This is a genomic window from Geodermatophilus dictyosporus (genome assembly GCF_900115505.1).
Classification (GTDB): domain Bacteria; phylum Actinomycetota; class Actinomycetes; order Mycobacteriales; family Geodermatophilaceae; genus Geodermatophilus; species Geodermatophilus dictyosporus.
In genome coordinates, this window is sequence record NZ_FOWQ01000010.1 from 197,414 (window position 1) to 216,275 (window position 18,862).

General features: G+C 75.0%; 15 protein-coding genes. 4 read left to right on the plus strand and 11 right to left on the minus strand.

Going from position 1 to position 18,862, the window contains the following annotated elements; all coding sequences use genetic code 11:
- Window positions 1-3: 3 nt before the first annotated feature.
- The gene (locus BMZ33_RS20775; protein ID WP_091115898.1) at window positions 4-1,041 is read left to right on the plus strand and encodes a carbohydrate kinase family protein; all 1,038 of its coding nucleotides are present in this window, start codon (window positions 4-6) and stop codon (window positions 1,039-1,041) included.
- Here the strand turns inward: BMZ33_RS20775 and BMZ33_RS20780 are convergent.
- From BMZ33_RS20780 to BMZ33_RS20825, 10 genes are all read right to left on the minus strand, one after another.
- Window positions 1,038-2,672 (minus strand): glycoside hydrolase family 13 protein, encoded by a 1,635-nt coding sequence (locus BMZ33_RS20780; protein ID WP_169064656.1) that lies wholly within the window; start codon window positions 2,670-2,672, stop codon window positions 1,038-1,040. The two genes, BMZ33_RS20775 and BMZ33_RS20780, sit on opposite strands and share 4 nt — an antisense overlap.
- Before the next feature lie 98 nt (window positions 2,673-2,770).
- A complete protein-coding gene (locus tag BMZ33_RS20785; protein WP_091115903.1) occupies window positions 2,771-4,057 on the minus strand; it encodes an ABC transporter ATP-binding protein in 1,287 nt (428 codons plus the stop codon).
- A gap of 47 nt (window positions 4,058-4,104) precedes the next feature.
- On the minus strand, window positions 4,105-4,938 hold the full coding sequence (locus BMZ33_RS20790; RefSeq protein WP_091115906.1) for a carbohydrate ABC transporter permease: 834 nt from the start codon (window positions 4,936-4,938) through the stop codon (window positions 4,105-4,107).
- The gene (locus tag BMZ33_RS20795) at window positions 4,938-5,900 is read right to left on the minus strand and encodes a carbohydrate ABC transporter permease (protein ID WP_091115910.1); all 963 of its coding nucleotides are present in this window, start codon (window positions 5,898-5,900) and stop codon (window positions 4,938-4,940) included. The genes BMZ33_RS20790 and BMZ33_RS20795 overlap by 1 nt, the downstream gene beginning before the upstream one ends.
- The gene (locus BMZ33_RS20800; RefSeq protein ID WP_169064657.1) at window positions 5,897-7,147 is read right to left on the minus strand and encodes an extracellular solute-binding protein; all 1,251 of its coding nucleotides are present in this window, start codon (window positions 7,145-7,147) and stop codon (window positions 5,897-5,899) included. The genes BMZ33_RS20795 and BMZ33_RS20800 overlap by 4 nt, the downstream gene beginning before the upstream one ends.
- Before the next feature lie 233 nt (window positions 7,148-7,380).
- Window positions 7,381-8,610 carry a DUF4032 domain-containing protein gene (locus BMZ33_RS20805; RefSeq protein ID WP_091115913.1) on the minus strand — a complete coding sequence of 410 codons (1,230 nt, stop codon included), beginning with the start codon at window positions 8,608-8,610 and terminating at the stop codon, window positions 7,381-7,383.
- Between the two features lie 125 nt (window positions 8,611-8,735).
- A complete protein-coding gene (locus tag BMZ33_RS20810; RefSeq protein WP_091115917.1) occupies window positions 8,736-9,161 on the minus strand; it encodes a helix-turn-helix domain-containing protein in 426 nt (141 codons plus the stop codon).
- Window positions 9,162-9,330: 169 nt separating this feature from the next.
- Window positions 9,331-9,981 (minus strand): CDP-diacylglycerol--glycerol-3-phosphate 3-phosphatidyltransferase, encoded by a 651-nt coding sequence (gene pgsA, locus BMZ33_RS24560; RefSeq protein ID WP_169064658.1) that lies wholly within the window; start codon window positions 9,979-9,981, stop codon window positions 9,331-9,333.
- Between the two features lie 16 nt (window positions 9,982-9,997).
- A complete protein-coding gene (rimO, locus tag BMZ33_RS20820; RefSeq protein ID WP_091115923.1) occupies window positions 9,998-11,428 on the minus strand; it encodes a 30S ribosomal protein S12 methylthiotransferase RimO in 1,431 nt (476 codons plus the stop codon).
- 67 nt (window positions 11,429-11,495) lie between these two features.
- Entirely contained in the window at window positions 11,496-14,060 is a 2,565-nt protein-coding gene (locus tag BMZ33_RS20825) for a DNA translocase FtsK (RefSeq protein WP_091115926.1), read from the minus strand.
- A 75-nt stretch (window positions 14,061-14,135) separates the two neighbouring features.
- Here BMZ33_RS20825 and BMZ33_RS20830 point away from each other — a divergent pair, with 75 nt between their 5' ends.
- The 3 genes from BMZ33_RS20830 to BMZ33_RS20840 all read left to right on the plus strand — a co-directional run bounded on the left by BMZ33_RS20830 (window position 14,136) and on the right by BMZ33_RS20840 (window position 17,339).
- Entirely contained in the window at window positions 14,136-16,079 is a 1,944-nt protein-coding gene (locus BMZ33_RS20830) for an alpha/beta hydrolase family protein (RefSeq protein ID WP_091115930.1), read from the plus strand.
- Window positions 16,080-16,140: 61 nt separating this feature from the next.
- A complete protein-coding gene (locus BMZ33_RS20835; RefSeq protein WP_091115933.1) occupies window positions 16,141-16,674 on the plus strand; it encodes a sigma-70 family RNA polymerase sigma factor in 534 nt (177 codons plus the stop codon).
- Complete coding sequence (locus BMZ33_RS20840) at window positions 16,671-17,339, plus strand: anti-sigma factor family protein (RefSeq protein WP_091115937.1); 669 nt, start codon at window positions 16,671-16,673, stop codon at window positions 17,337-17,339. Before BMZ33_RS20835 ends, BMZ33_RS20840 begins: the two co-directional genes overlap by 4 nt.
- A gap of 90 nt (window positions 17,340-17,429) precedes the next feature.
- On the opposite strand, the gene BMZ33_RS20845 is transcribed toward BMZ33_RS20840, so the two are convergent.
- Window positions 17,430-18,701: a right-handed parallel beta-helix repeat-containing protein gene (locus BMZ33_RS20845; RefSeq protein WP_091115941.1), complete on the minus strand. Its 1,272-nt coding sequence runs from the start codon at window positions 18,699-18,701 to the stop codon at window positions 17,430-17,432.
- Window positions 18,702-18,862 lie beyond the last annotated feature (161 nt).

Consider the following 18,862-nt stretch of genomic DNA (forward strand, 5'->3'; position numbering starts at 1 on the left):
GAGGTGGCCACCGGAGCGCCCGTCCTCACCGTCCTCGGCGAGCTCGTCGTCGACCTGCTGCCCGATGCCTCGGCCGACGCCGGGCCGGAGGGCACCGCGCCGCGCTACGTCGCCCGTCCCGGCGGCAACGCCCTCAACGTCGCCGTCGCCGCCGGCCGGCTGGGCACCCGGGTGTCCCTGCTGGCCCGGCTGGGCACCGGCCCGCTCGCCGCGCCGCTGCGCCGGCACGCCGAGCTCTCCGGCGTCGACCTCACCGGCGTGGTGGACGCCGTCGAGCCGGTGAGCCTGGCCGTCGTCGGCCTCGACGAGACCGGCTCCCCCGACTACGGCTTCCACGTCCAGGGCGCCGCCGACTGGCAGTGGACCGACGAGGAGCTGTCCGCCGTCCTGCCCGCGGGGACCGCGGTGCTGCACGTCGGGTCGATCTCCTCGTGGACCCCCCCGGGGTGCGACGCCATCGCCCGGCTCGCCGAGCGCCTCGCCGGGAGCGCGCTGCTCAGCGTCGACCCCAACCTGCGGCCGATGCTGGCCGGCGGCCCGGTGGGTGCCTCGCTGGGCAACGACCCCGGGGCCGTCCGCGCGCGGCTCGACCGGCTGCTCGCCGTCGCCGACGTGGTCAAGGTCAGCGCCGAGGACCTGGCGTGGCTCGACCCCGACGCGGCCGCCGACCTCGACGGCACCGCGCAGGCCTGGGCCGACCGCGGACCGGCGCTGGTGCTGCTCACCGACGGCGGCGCGCCGCTGCGGGTGGCGCGGCCGGGCCGCGCGCTGCTGCACCGCGAGCCGCCGCGGGTGACCGTGGCCGACACCGTGGGCGCCGGCGACTCGCTGGCCGCGGGGCTGTTCGCGGGGCTGCTCGGCAGCGGCGTCACCTCACGCGCCGCCCTCGGGCAGCTCGCCGACGACGAGCTGGTCCGCGTGGTCGACGACGCCGCGCTGGTCGCCGCGCTCAACTGCACCCGCGTGGGCGCGGACCCGCCCACCGCCGCCGAGCTGGCCGCGGCCCGCGGGCAGCGCGCGGCCGAGCGGGCCGGGGGCTAGCCAGGCGCCAGCCAGGCGGCGGTGTCCGGCGGCAGGTCGGCGCCGAGGTCCTCGCTGGTCAGCAGCGACCGCCCCAGCCCGGCGAGCGGGACCGGCCGCGCGGAGAGGTTGACGACGCAGCGGAGCGCCGCGCCCCGCTCGAAGGCCAGGACGTCGTCGCCGAGGTCGAGCCAGGTCAGCGGCTCGTCGGTGAGCAGCTCCCGGCGCAGCCGCAGCGCCGACCGGTGGAGGGACAGCGTCGACGCCGGGTCGTCCTGCTGGGCGGCGACGCTGAGCTCGCGCCACGACGGCGGCTGCGGCAGCCACGGCTGGCCGTCGCCGGGGCCGAAGCCGTACGGCGGGCCCTGCCCGGACCACGGCAGCGGGACCCGGCAGCCGTCCCGGCCGCGGGCCGTGCGGCCCGAGCGCTCCCACGTGGGGTCCTGCAGGGCGTCCTCCGGGAGGTCCTCGACCTCGGGCAGGCCGAGCTCCTCGCCCTGGTAGAGGTAGGCGCCACCCGGGAGGGCCAGGGTCAGCAGCGCGGCGGCCCGCGCGCGGCGCCGTCCCCGGGCGAGGTCGACCGGCGCGCCGAGCGCGTCGAACCCCATGGTGGCCGCCCCGCTGCTCGCCCGGCCGAAGCGGGTGAGGTGCCGCGTCTCGTCGTGGCTGGAGAGGACCCACGTCGCCGGGGCCCCGACCGGGGCGAGGGCGGCCAGCGTCCCGTCGACGGCCGCCCGGATCGCCCGGGCGTCCCACGGCGCGCGCAGGTAGTCGAAGTTGAAGGTGGTGTGCAGCTCGTCGGGGCGGACGTAGCGGCTCAGCCGCTCGGGTCCCCGCACCACCGCCTCCGACACGAGCAGCCGGTCGCCGTCGTAGCCGTCGGCGGTGCGCCGCCACCGCCGGAAGACCTCGTGCACCGCGTCGACGTCCCAGTGCGGGTTGTCCACCCAGCCGGCGCTGTCGAAGGTCGCGTCCGCGGCGTGCCCGGCGTCGGGCAGCCCCGGCACCTTGGCCATGGCCGGCGCGGCGTCGACGCGGATGCCGTCGACGCCGCGGTCGAGCCAGAAGCGGACGACGCCGTCGAACTCCTCCTGCACGGCCGGGTGGTCCCAGTCCAGGTCGGGCTGCTCGGGTGCGAACAGGTGCAGGTACCACTGGCCGGGCCGGCCGTCGGGCTCGCGGACCCGTGTCCACGCCGGGCCGCCGAAGGCGCTGATCCAGTCGTTGGGTGGCAGCCGACCGCCGTCGCGCCCGTCGCGGAAGAAGTAGCGGGCCCGCTCCGGCGCCTCCCGGCCGCCGGCCAGGGCCGACCGGAACCAGGGGTGCTCCGCGGAGGTGTGGTTGGCGACCAGGTCGACGACGACGCGCAGCCCGCGCTCGTGCGCCTCGTCGAGCAGCGCGTCGGCGTCGGCCAGCGTGCCGTAGCGGGGGTCGATGTCCCGGTGGTCGGTGACGTCGTAGCCGCCGTCGGCCATCGGCGAGGGGTACCAGGGGGTGATCCAGACGGCGTCCACCCCGAGGTCCACCAGGTACGGCAGCCGGCTGCGCAGGCCACCGATGTCGCCCACCCCGTCGCCGTCGGAGTCGGCGAAGCTGCGCAGGTAGACCTCGTAGACGACCGCCGTCCGCCACCACGGACGGCGGTCGTCCACCACTCCTCCCCCGTCCCTCGTCGGTGCGGCCGGACGGCGGCCTCCCTGCAGGGGCCCGCCGCGAGCCTGCGAGTGGTGGGGGGCAGGGAGGTCCTTGCTCAGACGGCGCCGGCCCGGTGCGCCCCGGAGCTCTGACCGGAGACGGTCTGGCCGGACGCCTGCGCGTGCTGCACCTGGTCCACCCGGTCCTCGGTGGCCATCTGCGTCAGCCGGGCGCCGGCCTCCGCGTCGCGGGTGAGGTTCTCCCCGGTCTGCGGGTCGAAGACGTGCACCTTGCGGCTGTCGAGCCAGAACTCCGCCTCCCGGCCCTCCCGGATGCGGCTGGTGGAGTCGATGGACACGATCGCCTGGGTCCGCAGCTCCTCGGAGTCCAGCTCCCGGGAGAGGTCGCGCAGCTGGGCGGTGATCGTCTCCGGCGCCTCGTAGGGGATGTAGGCGTACTGCGAGTCGCCGAGCCACTCGGTGACGTCGACGCGGGCCCGGAACACCGACCCGAGCGGCCGCTTGGCCTCGTCGACCAGGCTCGCGTCCTCGAAGTACTCCGGCCGGATGCCCACCAGCAGCAGGTCCCGGCCGCGGACGGCCGTGGCTCGTTGCTCGTCGAGGGCGATGGGCCCGAACGGCGTGGAGAGCGTGGTGCCCTCCAGCGTCGCGGGCAGGAAGTTCATCGGCGGCGAGCCGATGAACCCGGCGACGAAGAGGTTGACCGGCTGCTCGTAGAGCTCCCGCGGCGAGGCGACCTGCTGGATCTTGCCCTTGCGCAGGACGCAGACCCGATCGCCGAGGGTCATGGCCTCGGTCTGGTCGTGGGTGACGTAGACCGTGGTGATGCCCAGCCGGCGCTGCAGCCGGGAGATCTCGGTGCGCATCTGCCCGCGCAGCTTGGCGTCGAGGTTCGACAGCGGCTCGTCGAAGAGGAACGCCTCGGCCTGGCGGACGATCGCCCGGCCCATCGCCACCCGCTGCCGCTGGCCACCGGAGAGGTTGGCCGGCTTGCGCTCGAGGTGCTCCTTGAGCTCGAGCACGTCGGAGGCCTCGGTCACCCGGCGGCGGACCTCGTCGTCCGGGGTCTTGGACAGCCGCAGCGGGAAGGCGATGTTCTCGTACACCGTCATGTGCGGGTACAGGGCGTAGTTCTGGAAGACCATCGACAGGTTGCGCTCGCGCGGGGCGAGGTCGTTGACCCGCTTGCCGCCGATGACCATGTCGCCGCTGGTGATGTCCTCCAGCCCGACGATCATCCGCAGCAGCGTGGACTTCCCGCAGCCGGACGGGCCGACCAGGATCATGAACTCGCCGTCGGCGATGTCCAGGCTGACGTCGTTCACCGCCGGGTAGCCGTCGCCGTACTGCTTGACGATGTTGCGCATCTCGATGGAGGCCATCAGATCTCGTCCCCTTCGGACGGAAGTGGGGTGGGGAGCACGGCGGGTCAGCCCTTGACCGCGCCGTTGGTGAGGCCGGCGACGATGCGCCGCTGGAAGATGAGCACCAGGACGACGACGGGGATGGTGACGATCACCGCCGCCGCGGCGATGGCCCCGGTCGGGTCCTGGAACTGGGAGGCCCCGGAGAACAGGCCGAGGGCTGCGGGGACGGGGCGTGCGCGGCTGGTCGAGGTCAGCGAGATGCCGTACGCGAAGTCGTTCCAGGCGATGAAGAACGCGATGATCGCCGTGGTGAACACGCCGGGTGCGGCGAGCGGGACGATCACCTTGCGGAAGGCCTGCCAGGTCGTCGCGCCGTCGACCTGGGCTGCCTGCTCCATCTCCCACGGGATCTCCCGGAAGAAGGCGGACATGGTCCAGATGGAGATCGGCAGCGTGAGCGACAGGTACGGGATGATCAGGCCGGGCCAGGTGTCGTACAGCCCGATCTGCCGCCACAGGTTGAACAGCGGCGTGACGATCGAGATCACCGGGAAGATCGCCACGGCCAGCGCGGTGCCGAGGATCAGCTTCTTGCCGGGGAAGTCCAGCCGGGCGATCGCGTACGCGGCGAACATCGACAGGACGCACGAGATGAACGTCGCGATCAGGCAGATCCCGAAGCTGTTCCGCAGCGCCGGCAGGAACAGGTCACTCGCCGTGCCGGTGAGGATCGTCGTGTAGTTCTCCCACGTCCAGGCCGACGGCAGGAACTGCTTGTTCGCGAGGTCCGCCGTCGTCTTGAAGGACAGCGAGAGGATCCAGGCGATCGGGAACAGGCAGTAGACGACGATCAGCACCCCGCCGATCCACCACCAGGTCTTCTGCTTGGTCGACATCAGCGGTCTCCTCGTGCCTGGGCCAGGTCGACCCTGAACCCCTTGATGAAGCTGAAGGCGATGAGCACCACCGACAGGAAGAGCAGCACGGAGACGGCCGAGCCGAGGCCGATCTCCACGCGGGAGATCGTCTGCCGGTAGGCGAGGAACGAGACCGACTCGGTGTTGTTCGCGCCCGCGGTCATGATGAAGATGCTGTCGAAGATCCGGAACGCGTCCAGGGTCCGGAACAGCAGCGCGACCATGATCGCGGCCTTCATGTTCGGGATGGTCACCTTCCACAGCCGCTGCCAGGCCGTCGCGCCGTCGACCTTGGCCGCCTCCTGGAGCACGTCGGGCACCTGGGCGAGGCCGGCCAGGAGCAGCAGCGAGATGAACGGGGTGGTCTTCCAGATCTCGGCTATGCAGATCACGAAGAGCGAGGAGGCCTGCCCACCGAACCAGTCGGTGGTGTCGCTGACGCCCGGCAGCCAGGCGAACCAGGTGTTGACGAAGCCGGTGCTGATCCGGAAGGCGAACGCCCAGGCGAAGGCCGACACGACCGTGATCACCGCGTAGGGGATCAGGATGGCGGCCCGGACGACGGGGCGGATCGAGCTGAGCGCCTTCGCCATGACCATGGCCAGGGCGAAGCCGAGCACCAGCTCGACGGCCACCGTGATCACCGTGATGATCACGGTGACGAGGATCGACTGCCACCACACCGCGTCGGTGAGGATCACCCAGTAGTTGCCGAGCCCCTCGAAGGACCGGTTCTCGGGGTCGGTCAGCCGGTAGCTGAACAGCGAGTAGTAGACCGCCTGGACGATGGGGTAGGCGGTCACCAGCAGCATGACCAGGAAGGCCGGGCCGGCGAGCAGCCAGCCGAGCTTGCGCTCGGCCCGGGACCGGTCGCTGATCGTCCCGCGGGGTGAGGAGACCGGCTGGGTCTTCTCGACCGGCGGGAGGGTGGTCTGCGTCATAGCAGCTGCTCTCCTGACAGGACTGCTCGGGTGAGTGTCTCCGTGCGCTCACCGGTCTGGTCGTTCACCGAGCCCGGCGGGTGGAACTCGCGCAGGAAGGACCCCAGGACCTCGCTGTAGTAGGCCGTCAGCGGGCGGGAGGCCGCCAGCTCCAGGGACTCCCGGATGGTGTCGGCCATCGGGTATGCCTCCTGCACCTCGGGGTCGTCGTAGACCGCGATCGACGACGCCGGGTTGCCGTTGGTCACCATGTACTCGGCCTGGTTCTCGTCCTGGACGATGCAGGTGACCGCCTCGTAGGCGAGGTCGGGGTTCGGGCTGAACGCCGACACGGCGATGTCGATCCCGCCGAGGGGAGGCGCGCTCGGCGTGCCCTCGTCGACGGCGGGGTAGAGCGCCCAGCCGTAGTCGTCGGGCACCGACTGGTCCAGGGTGCCCGCCTCGACCTTGCTCAGGGCCTGGGCGTAGACGAACGGCCAGTTCACCATGAAGCCGGCGTCGTCGCTCTCGAACTCCGTCGCGCTGGTGTCCTCGCTGGCCGTGGTGAAGCCCGCGCCCACCGCGGAGGAGTTGGCGACGGCGGCCATGACCTCGGAGGCGCGGTCCGCCTCGGGGGTGGACAGCCCGAACTGGATGTCGTCGGGGCTCTCCCCGCTCTCCTCGATGTACTGGCCGCCGGCGGACTCCAGCATGGCGTTGAACCACACCATCAGGGACTCCGACCGCCTGCCCTGGGCGCTCAGCAGCTTGCCCTGGCCCTCCGCGGCCTCGATCAGCTGGTCCCAGGTGACCGGCTGGCTCATGTCGAGCCCGGCCGCCTCCGCCACCGACTTCCGGTACCAGAGGAGCTGGGTGTTGGACCAGAAGGGGACCGCGACCAGCTCGTCGTTCCAGGTGGCGGAGTCCACCGCACCCTGGAACACGCCCTCGGTGACCTCCTGGGCGACGTCCTCCGGGACCGGAGCCAGGAAGTCCGCCTGGGCGAACTCCGGCGGGAACACCACGTCGAGACTCATGAGGTCGATCGAGGCGTCGTTCGCCGCCAGCCGGCGGATCAGCTGCTCCCGCTGGGCGGGCGAGTCACGGGGGAGCTGGGACACCTCGATCTGGTAGGCCCCGTTCGACTCCGCCGAGCACCGCTCCGCGATCGCCGCCTGCCCCCCCGAGTCGGGGTTGATGTACCAGTTGAGCACCGGCGTGGCGGAGTCCCCGCCCCCGCCGCCGCAGGCGGCCAGCGTGGACGCCACCACGAGGGCGCTCGCGGCGCCCCCCAGGACGCGTCGCGACCGCCCTCGTGGCGTTCGGCCGGGACGGCGACGCCCCCCGACCCCCGGACTCCGTCGTTGTGCGAAGGACAAGACCGATCGCCTCCGATCCGGCGAGCTCGACGATCACCGCCCTCGTACCGTGGCGCAGGCCACAGACCGCCGCAACCCGGTCGTGTCCGCCGTGTGACCAGGGTGTCGGCGTGCCGGGCGGATCAGGGCCGGTTGGCGATCACCGACGGCGTCGTGAGCTCCTCCGGCGTGGCCGGCAGGACGTTGCGCAGGTAGGACTTCGCCGCCGCCGTCGTACCGACGTCCCGGCCGGCCTGCTCGGAGAGGAACCACCGGTGCTCGAGCACCTCGTGGAACACCTCGGCCGGCGCCAGGCGGCCGGCGAGGTCGGGCGGGATGGCGTCGATCACCGGCTGGTAGACCTCGGCCAGCCACTGCGCCCCGGCCACCGCCTCGGACACCGGCGCCCCGGTCTTCTGCTCGAGGTAGGCGCGGAAGGTGCGCAGGTCGTTGAGCAGCCGCCGCGCCTGGTTCTCCTGGACCTCCAGGCCGGTGAGCCGGAACAGCTCCCGCCGGTGCTGCCCGGGCGCGGAGACGCGCGTCTCGACGCGCAGCCGGGCGCCCTCGTCGGAGGTCACCAGCTCGACCTCGCCGACGTCGAAGCCGAGGTCGTTGAGCCGCCGCAGCCGGTCGGCCACCCGGTAGCGCTGCTCCTCGGCGCGGAAGAGCTCCTCGTGCGTGACCTCCTCCCACAGCCGGTCGTAGCGCACCGGCAGGCTGTCGGCGACCTCGATCGGGTCGACGCCCTGGGGCAGCAGCTCGCCGGCCTGGAGGTCGAGGAGCTCGGCGCCCACCCGCTCGCGGGCGAGGTCGAGGTCGTAGTGCCGCTGGCCGCGGGAGAGCTGCGGGTGGCGCTCGGCGGTCTCGGCGTCGACCAGGTGGGCGGCGAGCGCCCCGGCGTCGAGCCGGAAGAGGGTGTTCGACAGCGAGCAGTCGCCCCAGAAGACCCCCGCCAGGTGCAGCCGCACGAGCAGCACCACCAGGGTGTCGGTGAGCTGGTCGACCGACTGCCGGGCGCTGGGCCGGGAGAACAGGTACCGGTAGGACATCGAGTACTCGAGGTACCGGGTCACCAGGATGGCGTCCTGGCCGTCGGGCCGGTCCACGCAGATGCCCAGCACCGAGACCGCCGGCAGGCCCTCCGCCTCGAACTCGCCGAGCAGGGCGTACTCGTGCCGGGCGAGCGGCTCGGCGATCTCCTTGAGCGCGAAGACCCGGCCCTGCTCGGCGACGAAGCGCACCACGTGCCGGGAGATGCCGCGCTGCGGGACCTCGAGCAGCAGGCTCGGGTCCCACTCCTCCAGCGGCTGGTGCCAGGGCAGGGCGAGCAGCGCCGCCCCCTCGGTGCCCGGTGGGCGGAACAGGTACCGCACGGCGCGACCTCCGTTGCTGGCCTCGTGCAGCCCACCACCGGTGGTGGGTGGTCCCTACGACACCCTGCCACGGACGGTCCCCGGTCGCGCGGCGCCGGGTGACGACACCCGGCTCCGGCGTGGCGTCAGGCGGCGAGCGAGACCGCGGAGCCGGCGCGGTGCGCGGCGCGCGTGGTGGCGCCCACCAGGGCCAGCGCCGGCTCGGCGGCCGCGGGCTCGGCGGCTGCCGGCACGGCGACCTGCTCCGCGGCCGGCTGCTCGGTGGCAGCGGCGCCGGCCGGGACGCCGGCGGCGGGGACGAGCGGGCGCACGCGGCGGTCGGGGCCGCGCAGCTCGGTGCTGACCTCGGCCAGCAGGTCGGCCAGCTCGACGTCGAGGGCGTCGCAGATGGAGGCGAGCAGCTCGGAGGAGGCCTCCTTCTGGCCCCGCTCGACCTCCGAGAGGTAGCCCAGGCTCACCCGGGCGGCGCCGGAGACGTCGCGCAGCGTCCGCCGCTGGCGCAGCCGGTGACCGCGCAGGGTCTGCCCGAGCTGGGTGCGCAGCAGCGTCATGGCCGTCTCCTGTCTGGCGAGGGGGAAGCGGCGGCACCGGCCGGTGCCGTGCGCCCACGGTACGCGGCGGGCCGGCCGGTCACCGAGCCGGCAGGGCCGCGTCCGCTCATGGCGTAACACCGAGGTCGGCCCGGACGTTCCGCCCGCCGCGGCCCCGGGGCGGCCGTCCTCAGGCGGCGTCGGGCGCGTCGGTGCGCTGCCCGGCGGCGCGCCGCGCGGCGGCCGCGCGGGCGGCGCGGGCACTGGTCCGCCGCAGGGTGAGCGCGCGGTGGACGTAGTCGACGCCGGTGACCAGGGTGAGCACCAGCGCGGCGGCCATGACCCACCAGCGGGCACTGGCCAGCAGGCCCTCCAGCGGCAGGGTGTACAGGCCGATGGCCAGCGCCTGGACGACGGTCTTGGCCTTGCCGCCGCGGCTGGCGGCGATGACCCCGTGCCGGATGACCCAGAAGCGCAGCAGGGTGACGCCGACCTCGCGCACGAGGATCGCCAGGGTCACCCACCAGGGCAGCAGCCCGAGCACCGACAGGCCGATGAGCGCGGTGCCGGTCAGCGCCTTGTCCGCGATGGGGTCGGCGAGCTTGCCGAACTCGGTGACCTGCCCGGTGCGCCGCGCGATGAGCCCGTCGTAGCGGTCGGTGATGATCGCCAGGACGAAGACCACCGTGGCCCACACCCGCCGGTCGTCGTCCATCCCGCCGTCGGACAGCAGCAGGACGGCGAACACCGGGACGACGGCCAGCCGCAGCACGGTCAGCGCGTTAGGCAGGTTGACCAGCCGGGCCGTCTGCGGCGGGGTGGCCGCCGGGTCGGGTGCCACGGCGCTCAGCAGTCCCTCACCGGCCGGCCGGGACCGGCGCGAGCACGGTGGCCACCAGGTCGACGCCCTCGGTGCCGACCACCTCGGCGGCCACCAGCTGCCCGGGGCGGGCGTCGTCGGGGACGCCGGTGACCGTGGTGGTGCCGTCGGCGTCGGGGTCCTGGTGGGCGGCGTGGCCGTGCCAGACGCCGGGGCCCTCCTCGCCGGAGAGGTCCTCGGTGAGCAGCACCTCGACGCGGGAGCCGACGCGCTCCTCGGCGCGCTGCGCGGTCAGCTCCTCGACCAGGTCGGTGATCCGGCGGACGCGCGCGTCGATCTCGGCCCGGTCGAGCTTGCCGGGCAGGCCGATCGCCTCGGTGCCCTCCTCGTCGGAGTAGCCGAACACCCCGACGGCGTCGAGCCGGGCCCCGGTGAGGAAGCGCTCGAGCTCGTCGACGTCGTCCACGGTCTCGCCGGGGAAGCCGAGGATGACGTTGGTGCGGAACCCGGCCTCCGGGGCCAGCGAGCGGGCCCGCTCGACGAGGGCGAGGAAGTCGTCGGTGCCGCCGAAGCGGCGCATGCGGCGCAGCAGCCCGGGCGAGGAGTGCTGGAAGGACAGGTCGAAGTAGGGGGCGACGCCCTCGGTGGTGGCGATGACCTCGAGCAGGCCGGGCCGCAGCTCGGCCGGCTGGAGGTAGGCGACCCGCACCCGGGCGATGCCCTCGACCGCGGCCAGCTGCGGCAGCAGGCGCTCCAACGAGCGCAGGTCGCCGAGGTCCTTGCCGTAGGAGGTGGAGTTCTCGCTGACCAGCACCAGCTCGGTGACGCCCTGCCCGGCCAGCCACCGCGCCTCGCCGAGCACCTCGGCCGGCGGCCGGGAGACGAAGGAGCCGCGGAAGGTGGGGATGGCGCAGAAGGCGCAGCGGCGGTCGCAGCCCGAGGCCAGCTTGAGCGCGGCGGTGGGCCCGGCGGCCAGCCGGCGGCGCTGCACCCAGCCGTGGCCGGGGATGGCCGGCGCCTCGGCGGCCGTGGCGGCGGCGGTCCGGGCCACCGGGCTGATCGGCAGCAGCGTGCGGCGGTCGCGCGGGGTGTGCGGCACCAGGGGCCGGCCGGCCAGGACGTCGTCGAGCCGGTCGCCGATGGTGGTGTAGTCGTCGAAGCCGAGGACGGTGGCCTCGGGCAGGGAGCCGGCGAGCTCGGAGCCGTAGCGCTCGGCCATGCAGCCGACGGCGACGACCTCGGCGCCGGAGTCGGTGGCGGCCAGGATGGCGTCGACCGAGTCCTTCTTGGCCGACTCGATGAACCCGCAGGTGTTGACCAGGACGGCGTCGGCGCCCTCGGCGTCGTCGACCAGCTCGTAGCCGCCGGCGGCCAGGCGGCCGGCCAGCTCCTCGGAGTCGACCTCGTTGCGGGCGCACCCCAGGGTCACCACCGCCACGGTCCGGGCAGGGCTGGGCGGAGCTGTCACCGCACCATCGTAGGTGCTGCCCGCAACGGCTCCGGTCCTCGGCGCGGGTGAGCTCCCCCGCAGGCGCTCACTCCTCGCCCGCGGGCAGCGTCCCGCCGCGCAGCGTGAACAGCACCGACTCGAGCTCGTCGGGCTTGATGAGCACGTCGCGCGCCTTGGAGCCCTCCGACGGGCCCACCACGCCGCGGGTCTCCATGAGGTCCATGAGCCGGCCGGCCTTGGCGAAGCCGACCCGCAGCTTGCGCTGCAGCATCGACGTCGACCCGAACTGGCTGGTGACGACGAGCTCGACGGCCTGGCACAGCAGGTCGAGGTCCCCGCCGATGTCCTCGTCGACCTCCTTCTGCTGCTCACCGGCGGCGGCCGCGCTGAAGACCTCCTCGCGGTACTCCGGCTCGGCCTGCCGCTTGGTGAACTCGACGACCGCCTCGATCTCGGCGTCGGACACGTAGGCGCCCTGCAGCCGCTGCGGCTTGCCGGCGCCGATCGGCATGAACAGCGCGTCGCCCATGCCGATGAGCTTCTCCGCGCCGGGCTGGTCGAGGATGACCCGGCTGTCGGTGAGGCTGGACGTGGAGAACGCCAGCCGGGAGGGCACGTTGGCCTTGATCAGGCCGGTGACGACGTCGACCGAGGGCCGCTGGGTCGCCAGCACCAGGTGGATGCCGGCCGCGCGCGCCTTCTGGGTGATCCGGACGATCGACTCCTCGACGTCGCGCGGGGCGACCATCATGAGGTCGGCGAGCTCGTCGACGATCGCCAGGATGTAGGGGTAGGGCCGGTAGACCCGCTCGCTGCCGGGCGGCGCGGTGATCTCCCCGCGCTCGACCTTGCGGTTGAAGTCGTCGATGTGCCGGACGCCGGTGGCCCGCATGTCCTGGTAGCGCTGCTCCATCTCCTCGACCAGCCAGGCCAGCGCGGTCGCGGCCTTCTTCGGGTCGGTGATGATCGGCGTGATGAGGTGCGGGATGCCGTCGTAGGGCGTCAGCTCGACCATCTTCGGGTCGACCAGGATCATCCGCAGCTGCTCGGGCGTGGAGCGCAGCAGCAGCGAGGTCAGCAGCGAGTTGATGCACGAGGACTTGCCGGCGCCGGTGGCACCGGCCACCAGCAGGTGCGGCATCTTCGCCAGGTTGGCGGTGACGAAGCCGCCCTCGATGTCCTTGCCGAGACCGACCACCATGGGGTGCGGGTCCTGCTTGGCGGTCTGCGAGCGCATGACGTCGCCGAGGCTGACCGTCTCGCGGTCGGCGTTGGGCACCTCGATGCCCACCGCCGACTTGCCGGGGATCGGCGCGAGGATGCGGATGTTGTCGTTGGCGACGGCGTAGGCCAGGTTGCGGGTCAGCGCGGTGATCTTCTCGACCTTCACCGCCGGGCCCAGCTCCACCTCGTAGCGGGTCACCGTCGGACCGCGCGTGTAGCCGGTGACGTCGGCGTCGACGTTGAACTGCTCGAGGACCCCGCGGATGGCCTCGACGACGGCGTTGTTGGCCTGCGACTCCTTGCGCGGCGGCGTGCCCGGGCGCAGCAGCGACACCGACGGCAGGGTGTACTCGCCCTCCACCGGCTCGATGCGCAGCTGCTCGGGCTCGGTGACCGGCGCCAGGTCCTCCGGCGGCGCGGTGCGGTCGACGACCGGCGCCCGGCGCTGCGAGGGGGCCGGCACGGGGTCGGGCGCGGGCTCCACCCGGACGGCGTCGCGGACGTCGACGGCCGGGACGTGGTCGATCGGGCCGGTGGTGGTGAGGTCGGAGGCGTCCTCGGACAGGGCCTCGGACAGCGCGGCGCGCTTGGAGCGGCGCGGCCGGACGGGCTCCTCCTCGACGTCCTCGTCGTCGTACCCGTCGGCGTCGTCCCAGTCCTCGTCGGTGCGGCCGGTGGTCCGGTCGACGAAGGCGCGCAGCCGCTCGGGCACCTGGTGCAGCGGCGTGGCGGTGAGCACGAGGACGGCGAAGACGGCCAGCAGGGACAGCAGGAGGACCGCGACGACGGCGCCCAGGCCCGCGGTCAGCGGGGTGCCCACCGCCCAGCCGACCAGGCCGCCGGTGCCCGGCCGGCCCTCCAGCGGGGCGCCGGCGTCGCCGACCACCGAGGCGATGCCCAGCACCGACACGACCGCGCACAGCCAGCCGATCGCGAGCCGGCCGCGCTCCTCCGGGCGGGGACCGCGCCGCAGCAGCCGCAGGGCGGCCAGGAACAGGACGGCCGGCAGCACGACCAGCAGGGCTCCGACGACCCAGCGCACGCCGTCGGCGAGGCCGGCACCGACCGGGCCGATGCCGTCGAACCAGGCGGCCGCGCCGAGGACGACGGCCAGGCCGAGCACGGCCAGGCCCGCGCCGTCGCGGCGGTGCTCGGGGGCCAGCGGCTCGGCCTCGTCGGGGCGGGCGACCGAGCGGGCCAGGCCGCCGGCGCCACGGGCCAGCAGCGACCAGGCGCCGGCGGTGGCGCGCCAGACGGCGGCGGCCGCGCCCGGCCCCTGCTGGGCGGACTTGCGGGCGGGCGGCTTGCGGTTGCCGTTGCGGGCGGGCGGGCGGGCGGCCGGCCGCTTGCCCGCGGCGCTCGACCCGGACCGGCCCTTGGAGGCCGACCCGGCCGGGCGGCGCGAGGGCGTGGTACGGGCAGGCATGCGTCGACGGTAGCCGCCGGGCCGCCTCCTCCCAGGCAGGCGCGCACGTCGTGTCCCCCGCCTACGGTCGGGCGCATGCCCACTCCCCCGCCCCTGCCGCACGGCGGCTGGCCCACCCCGGTGACCTCCGAGCTCGTCGTGCGCGCCGCCGCCCGGCTGGGCGAGGTGCTCGTCGACGGCGACGACGTCTGGTGGTCGGAGTCGCGGCCGGCCGAGGGCGGCCGCTCGGCCCTGCTGCGCCGGTCGGCCGACGGCACGGTCACCGACGTGCTCCCTCCCCCGTGGGACGCGCGCACCCGCGTGCACGAGTACGGCGGCGGGGCGTGGACGGTGGCCGGGGGCGTGCTGTGGTTCGCCTCCTTCGACGACCAGCGGCTGTACCGGCTGGCGCCGGGCGACGCCGCGCCGGTCGCCCTCACGCCGGAGCCGGAGCTCCCCTCCGGCGTCCGGTACGCCGACCTCACGCCCACCGGCGACGGCGGCCTGCTCGCCGTCCGGGAGACGCACACCGCCTCGGGGGCCGCGGCCGACGTGGTCGACGAGGTGGTGCGCATCGGCCCCGACGGGAGCGAGACGGTGCTGGTGAGCGGCCCGGACTTCGTCTCCGACCCGCGGCCGGGCCCGGACGGCCGGTTGGCCTGGCTGCAGTGGGACCACCCGGACATGCCCTGGGACGCCGCCCGGCTGGTGGTCCGGGCCGCGGACGGCGGCGAGACCGTGGTCGCCGGGGGGCCGGGCGAGTCGGTGGTGCAGCCGACCTGGGACACCGACGGCTCGCTGCTGCTGTTCTGCGACCGCACCGACGTCTGGGCGCTGTGGCGGTGGCGGCCGGGCGGCGACCTCGAGCCGGTGCTCGACACCGGTGCCGACCTCGCCCGGCCCCAGTGGCGCTTCGGCGCCAGCCGGGCCGTCCCGCTGCCCGGCGGCCGCGTCGCGCTGGCCGTCCCCCGGGACGGCGCCGACCGGCTGGCCGTCCTCTCCCCCGGCGGCGACCTCCGGGAGCTGGCCCTGCCGCACACCTCGCTCACCCAGCTGCGCGCGCAGGGCGGCGCGGTGGTGTGCGCGGCGGGCGGGCCGGCGAGCGAGCCGGTGGTGCTGCGGGTGGACCCCGGCGGCGGGGACGCCGAGGTGCTGCGCCCGGCGCGCGACCTCGGCCTGGACCCGGCCTGGCTGTCCCGGCCGGTCGAGGTGACCTTCCCGACCGAGGACCGCGGCACCGGCGTCGCCGAGGCGCACGCCGCGGTCTACCCGCCGGCCAACCCGCAGGTCCGCGCCCCGGACGGCGAGCTGCCGCCGCTGCTGGTCATGGTGCACGGCGGCCCGACGTCGGCCCACGACCGGACGCTCGACCTCGAGGTCCAGTACTTCACCTCCCGCGGGTTCTGCGTGGCGCACGTCGACCACCGCGGCTCCACCGGCCACGGCCGCCGCTACCGCGAGGCCCTCCGGGGGCGGTGGGGGGTGGTCGACCTCGACGACGTCGTCGCCTGCGCCCGCCACCTCGTCGGCACCGGCCGCGTGGACCCGGCCCGCACCGCCATCCGCGGCGGCTCGGCCGGCGGGTTCACGACGCTGGCCGCGCTGGTGCTGCGGCCGGGGACCTTCACCGCCGGCGCCAGCCACTTCGGGGTGGCCGACCTCGCCGCGCTGGCCGCCGGCACCCACAAGTTCGAGTCCCGCTACCTCGACGGGCTGGTGGCGCCGTGGCCGGAGGGCGCCGACGTCTACGCCGAGCGCTCGCCGATCACCCACGTGCACGCCCTGGACACCCCGCTGGCGGTGTTCCAGGGCACCGAGGACCGCGTCGTCCCGCCGCAGCAGGCCGAGGTGCTGGTGGCGGCGCTGCGCGCGAAGGGCGTGCCGCACGCCTACCTGCTGTTCGAGGGCGAGCAGCACGGCTTCCGGCGGGCGGAGAACATCCGCGCCGCCCTGGACGGCGAGCTGTCGTTCTACGCGCAGGTGTGGGGCTTCGACCTGCCCGCGGAGGAGGGCATCGAGCCGGTCGACGTGGTGCGCTGAACCGGCCGGGCGCGGCAGCCGTACGCCCCTGCCGACGGGGCCGGAGACCGGGAGGGCGCGGATGGGACGGCACGCACGGACGCCCGCGGCGCCACTGGACGTGCAGGCGGCCTACGCCGCGCACGGCCCGGAGCTCTACCGCTTCGCGCTGCGCCAGCTCGGCGACGGCGGGGCGGCGCAGGACGTCGTCCAGGAGGTGTTCCTGCGCGCCTGGCGGGCGTCGGGCTCCTACGATCCACAGCTGGCCAGCCTGCGGACCTGGCTGTTCGCCATCGCGCGCAACGTCGTCGTCGACGAGGCGCGGCGCTTCGCCGTCCGCCCGTGGCAGCGGCAGCTGACCGACGTCGGCGACTCCGACGCCCCGGCGGTCGACGCCGACGACGCGCGGCTGGTCGACGCCTGGGTGGTCGAGGAGGCGCTGCGCCGGATCAGCGAGGAGCACCGTTCGGCGATCGTGCAGACGCACCTGCGCGGCCGGCCGTACGCCGAGGTGGCCGCGGAGCTGGGCGTGCCGGTCGGGACGGTGCGCAGCCGGGTGTTCTACGGGCTCAAGGCGCTGCGCCTGGCCCTGGACGAGATGGGGGTCGAGCCGTGAGGGACGAGCACCGGGAGCTGCGGGAGCTGCTGGGTGCCCACGCCCTGGGGCACCTGGAGCCGGCCGAGGCCGCGCGCGTGCGCGCCCACCTCGACGGCTGCGCCGAGTGCCGCGCCGAGCTGGCCGAGATCGCGCCGCTGGCGGCGCGGCTGGCCGCCGTCGACCCCGACGCGCTGGACGGGACGCCCACGCCCCCGCCGGGCCTGGGTGCCGCGGTGCTCGCCCGCATCGCGGAGGAGGAGCGCCGGGTGGTGCCCCTGCGGCGGGCGGCGGTCCGCCGCCGGGTCGCCCTGGGAGCGGCCGCCGCCGGGATCGCGGCGGCCGGTGCCGTGACCGGCTGGCTGGCCCGCCCGGTGCCCGACCCGCCGCCTCTGGAGCCGGTGACCGTGCAGGCGGTGGCGCCCGACGTCGAGGCGCGCGCCGACCTGGTGCCGCACACCTGGGGCGTGGAGGTCAAGCTGTCGGGCCGCGGGTTCGCCGCCGGGGAGGTCCACCGGGTCGCGGTGACCACCGAGGACGGCGTCGAGGTCCCGGCCGGGGAGTTCCTGGGCGTGGGCCCGCAGCCGCTGGACTGCAACCTCAACTCCTCGGTGCTGCGGGCCGACGCCGTGGGCTTCGAGGTGGTCGACGCCGACGGCGACGTGGTGGCCCGCTCGGACTTCTGACGCGGTCTCCCGACGCGGCCTCCGGACACGGCCCCGGGACACGACAGGGGGGCGCCGCCCCGTGGCCGGCGCCCCCCTGCGCGGGGCGGGTCAGGCCTCGCCCGGCACCCGCTGCCCGTCCACGGTGAAGCTGGTGCCCGCGCCGTCCTGGAACACGTCCGGGCCCACCGGGGCACGGTTGCCGGAGATCTCCGTGCGGGTGACCGTCATGGACCCGGGCTCGGAGTTCCACAGCCCGCCGCCCTCGTTGTCGGCGCTGTTGCCGGTCACCGTGCCGCGGTCGATCCGCACGGTGCCCGCGCCGGTGAGGTGCAGGCCGCCGCCGTTGCCCGGGTTGGCCCCGGTGTGGTTACCGGTGAGGGCGGTGCGGTCCAGCGTCGTCGTCCCGGTGTCGGCCTCGATGCCGCCGCCGGCACGGGTGGCGCGGTTGCCGTCGACCACGGTGCGGGTGACGGTCAGCGTCCCGCTGTCGTTGAGCAGCCCGCCGCCGGAGCCCGCCGCGCCGTCGGCGACGTTGTCGCGGACCTCGCTGCGCTCCACGGTGAGGCGCCCGCCGTCGTTGAACAGCCCGCCGCCGCCGTTGTCGGCCGCATCGCCGCCGGCGGTGTTGCCGCTGACGGTGCTGCTGCTGACCGTCATCGTGCCGGCCGCGGAGTTCCACAGCCCGCCGCCCTCGGACGCCGCGGTGTTGCCGACCACGTGGCTGCGGTCGACGTGCACGGTGCCGGCGCCGGTCAGGTGCAGGCCGCCGCCGTTGCCGGGGTTCGGGCCGGTGTCGTTGTGCGACAGCGTCGAGCGGGTGACCGTCGTCGTCGAGCCGGCGATCGCCTCGATGCCGCCGCCGGCGCGGGGAGCGGAGTTGCCGGTGACCGTGCTGCGCTCGACGGCGAGCGTGCCGGCGTTGAGGACGCCGCCGCCGGAGGCGCCGCCGGTGGTGCCCGGCTGGCCGGGGGCCACGCCGCCGGTGACGGTGACCTGACGCAGGGTGAGCGAGGCGCCCGGGCGGACGTCGAACACCCGGTCGAGGCGCGCGGCGTCGACCGTGGCCCCGCGGCCCTCGACCACCAGGTGCCCGGTGACGTCGAGGTCGCCGACCGCGGCGGCGTCGTCGGTGCCGGCCAGCGCCAGGCGGTAGGTGCGCGGGGAGAGCACGATCGTGCCGGAGCCAGCCGCGTTGGCCGCCTGCACGGCCGCGCGCAGGGAGCCGGCACCGCCGTCGGCCGTGGTGGTGACGGTGCTGCCGCTCGAGCCGCCCGAGCCGCCCGAGCCGCCGCCGGCCGCGGCCGGGGTCGCGGCGAGCAGGAGCAGGGCGAACGCCGAGGCGCCGGCAACGGTGCCGGCGCGCAGGGTCGTGGATCGCATGCGCAGGTCCCCTCGTGAGGTGGACGGCGCCCGCTGGCCGGGCGCCGTGCACGAGGGGGTACGGGGCCGGCGCTCCCCGCGTTCAGCACGTCCGGGAGGTGAACGCGGACCGGGTCGGGTGCGTACCCCTGACACCCGACGCCCCGCACACCGAGGAGCAC

Coding starts and splice junctions, on each gene's coding strand:
- BMZ33_RS20795 (WP_091115910.1), bottom strand. CDS start 5,900: ATGACGCAGACCACCCTCCCGCCGGTCGAGAAGACCCAGCCGGTCTCC.
- BMZ33_RS20825 (WP_091115926.1), bottom strand. CDS start 14,060: ATGCCTGCCCGTACCACGCCCTCGCGCCGCCCGGCCGGGTCGGCCTCC.
- BMZ33_RS20835 (WP_091115933.1), top strand. CDS start 16,141: ATGGGACGGCACGCACGGACGCCCGCGGCGCCACTGGACGTGCAGGCG.
- BMZ33_RS20845 (WP_091115941.1), bottom strand. CDS start 18,701: ATGCGATCCACGACCCTGCGCGCCGGCACCGTTGCCGGCGCCTCGGCG.
- BMZ33_RS20810 (WP_091115917.1), bottom strand. CDS start 9,161: ATGACGCTGCTGCGCACCCAGCTCGGGCAGACCCTGCGCGGTCACCGG.
- BMZ33_RS20785 (WP_091115903.1), bottom strand. CDS start 4,057: ATGGCCTCCATCGAGATGCGCAACATCGTCAAGCAGTACGGCGACGGC.
- BMZ33_RS20830 (WP_091115930.1), top strand. CDS start 14,136: ATGCCCACTCCCCCGCCCCTGCCGCACGGCGGCTGGCCCACCCCGGTG.
- BMZ33_RS20790 (WP_091115906.1), bottom strand. CDS start 4,938: ATGTCGACCAAGCAGAAGACCTGGTGGTGGATCGGCGGGGTGCTGATC.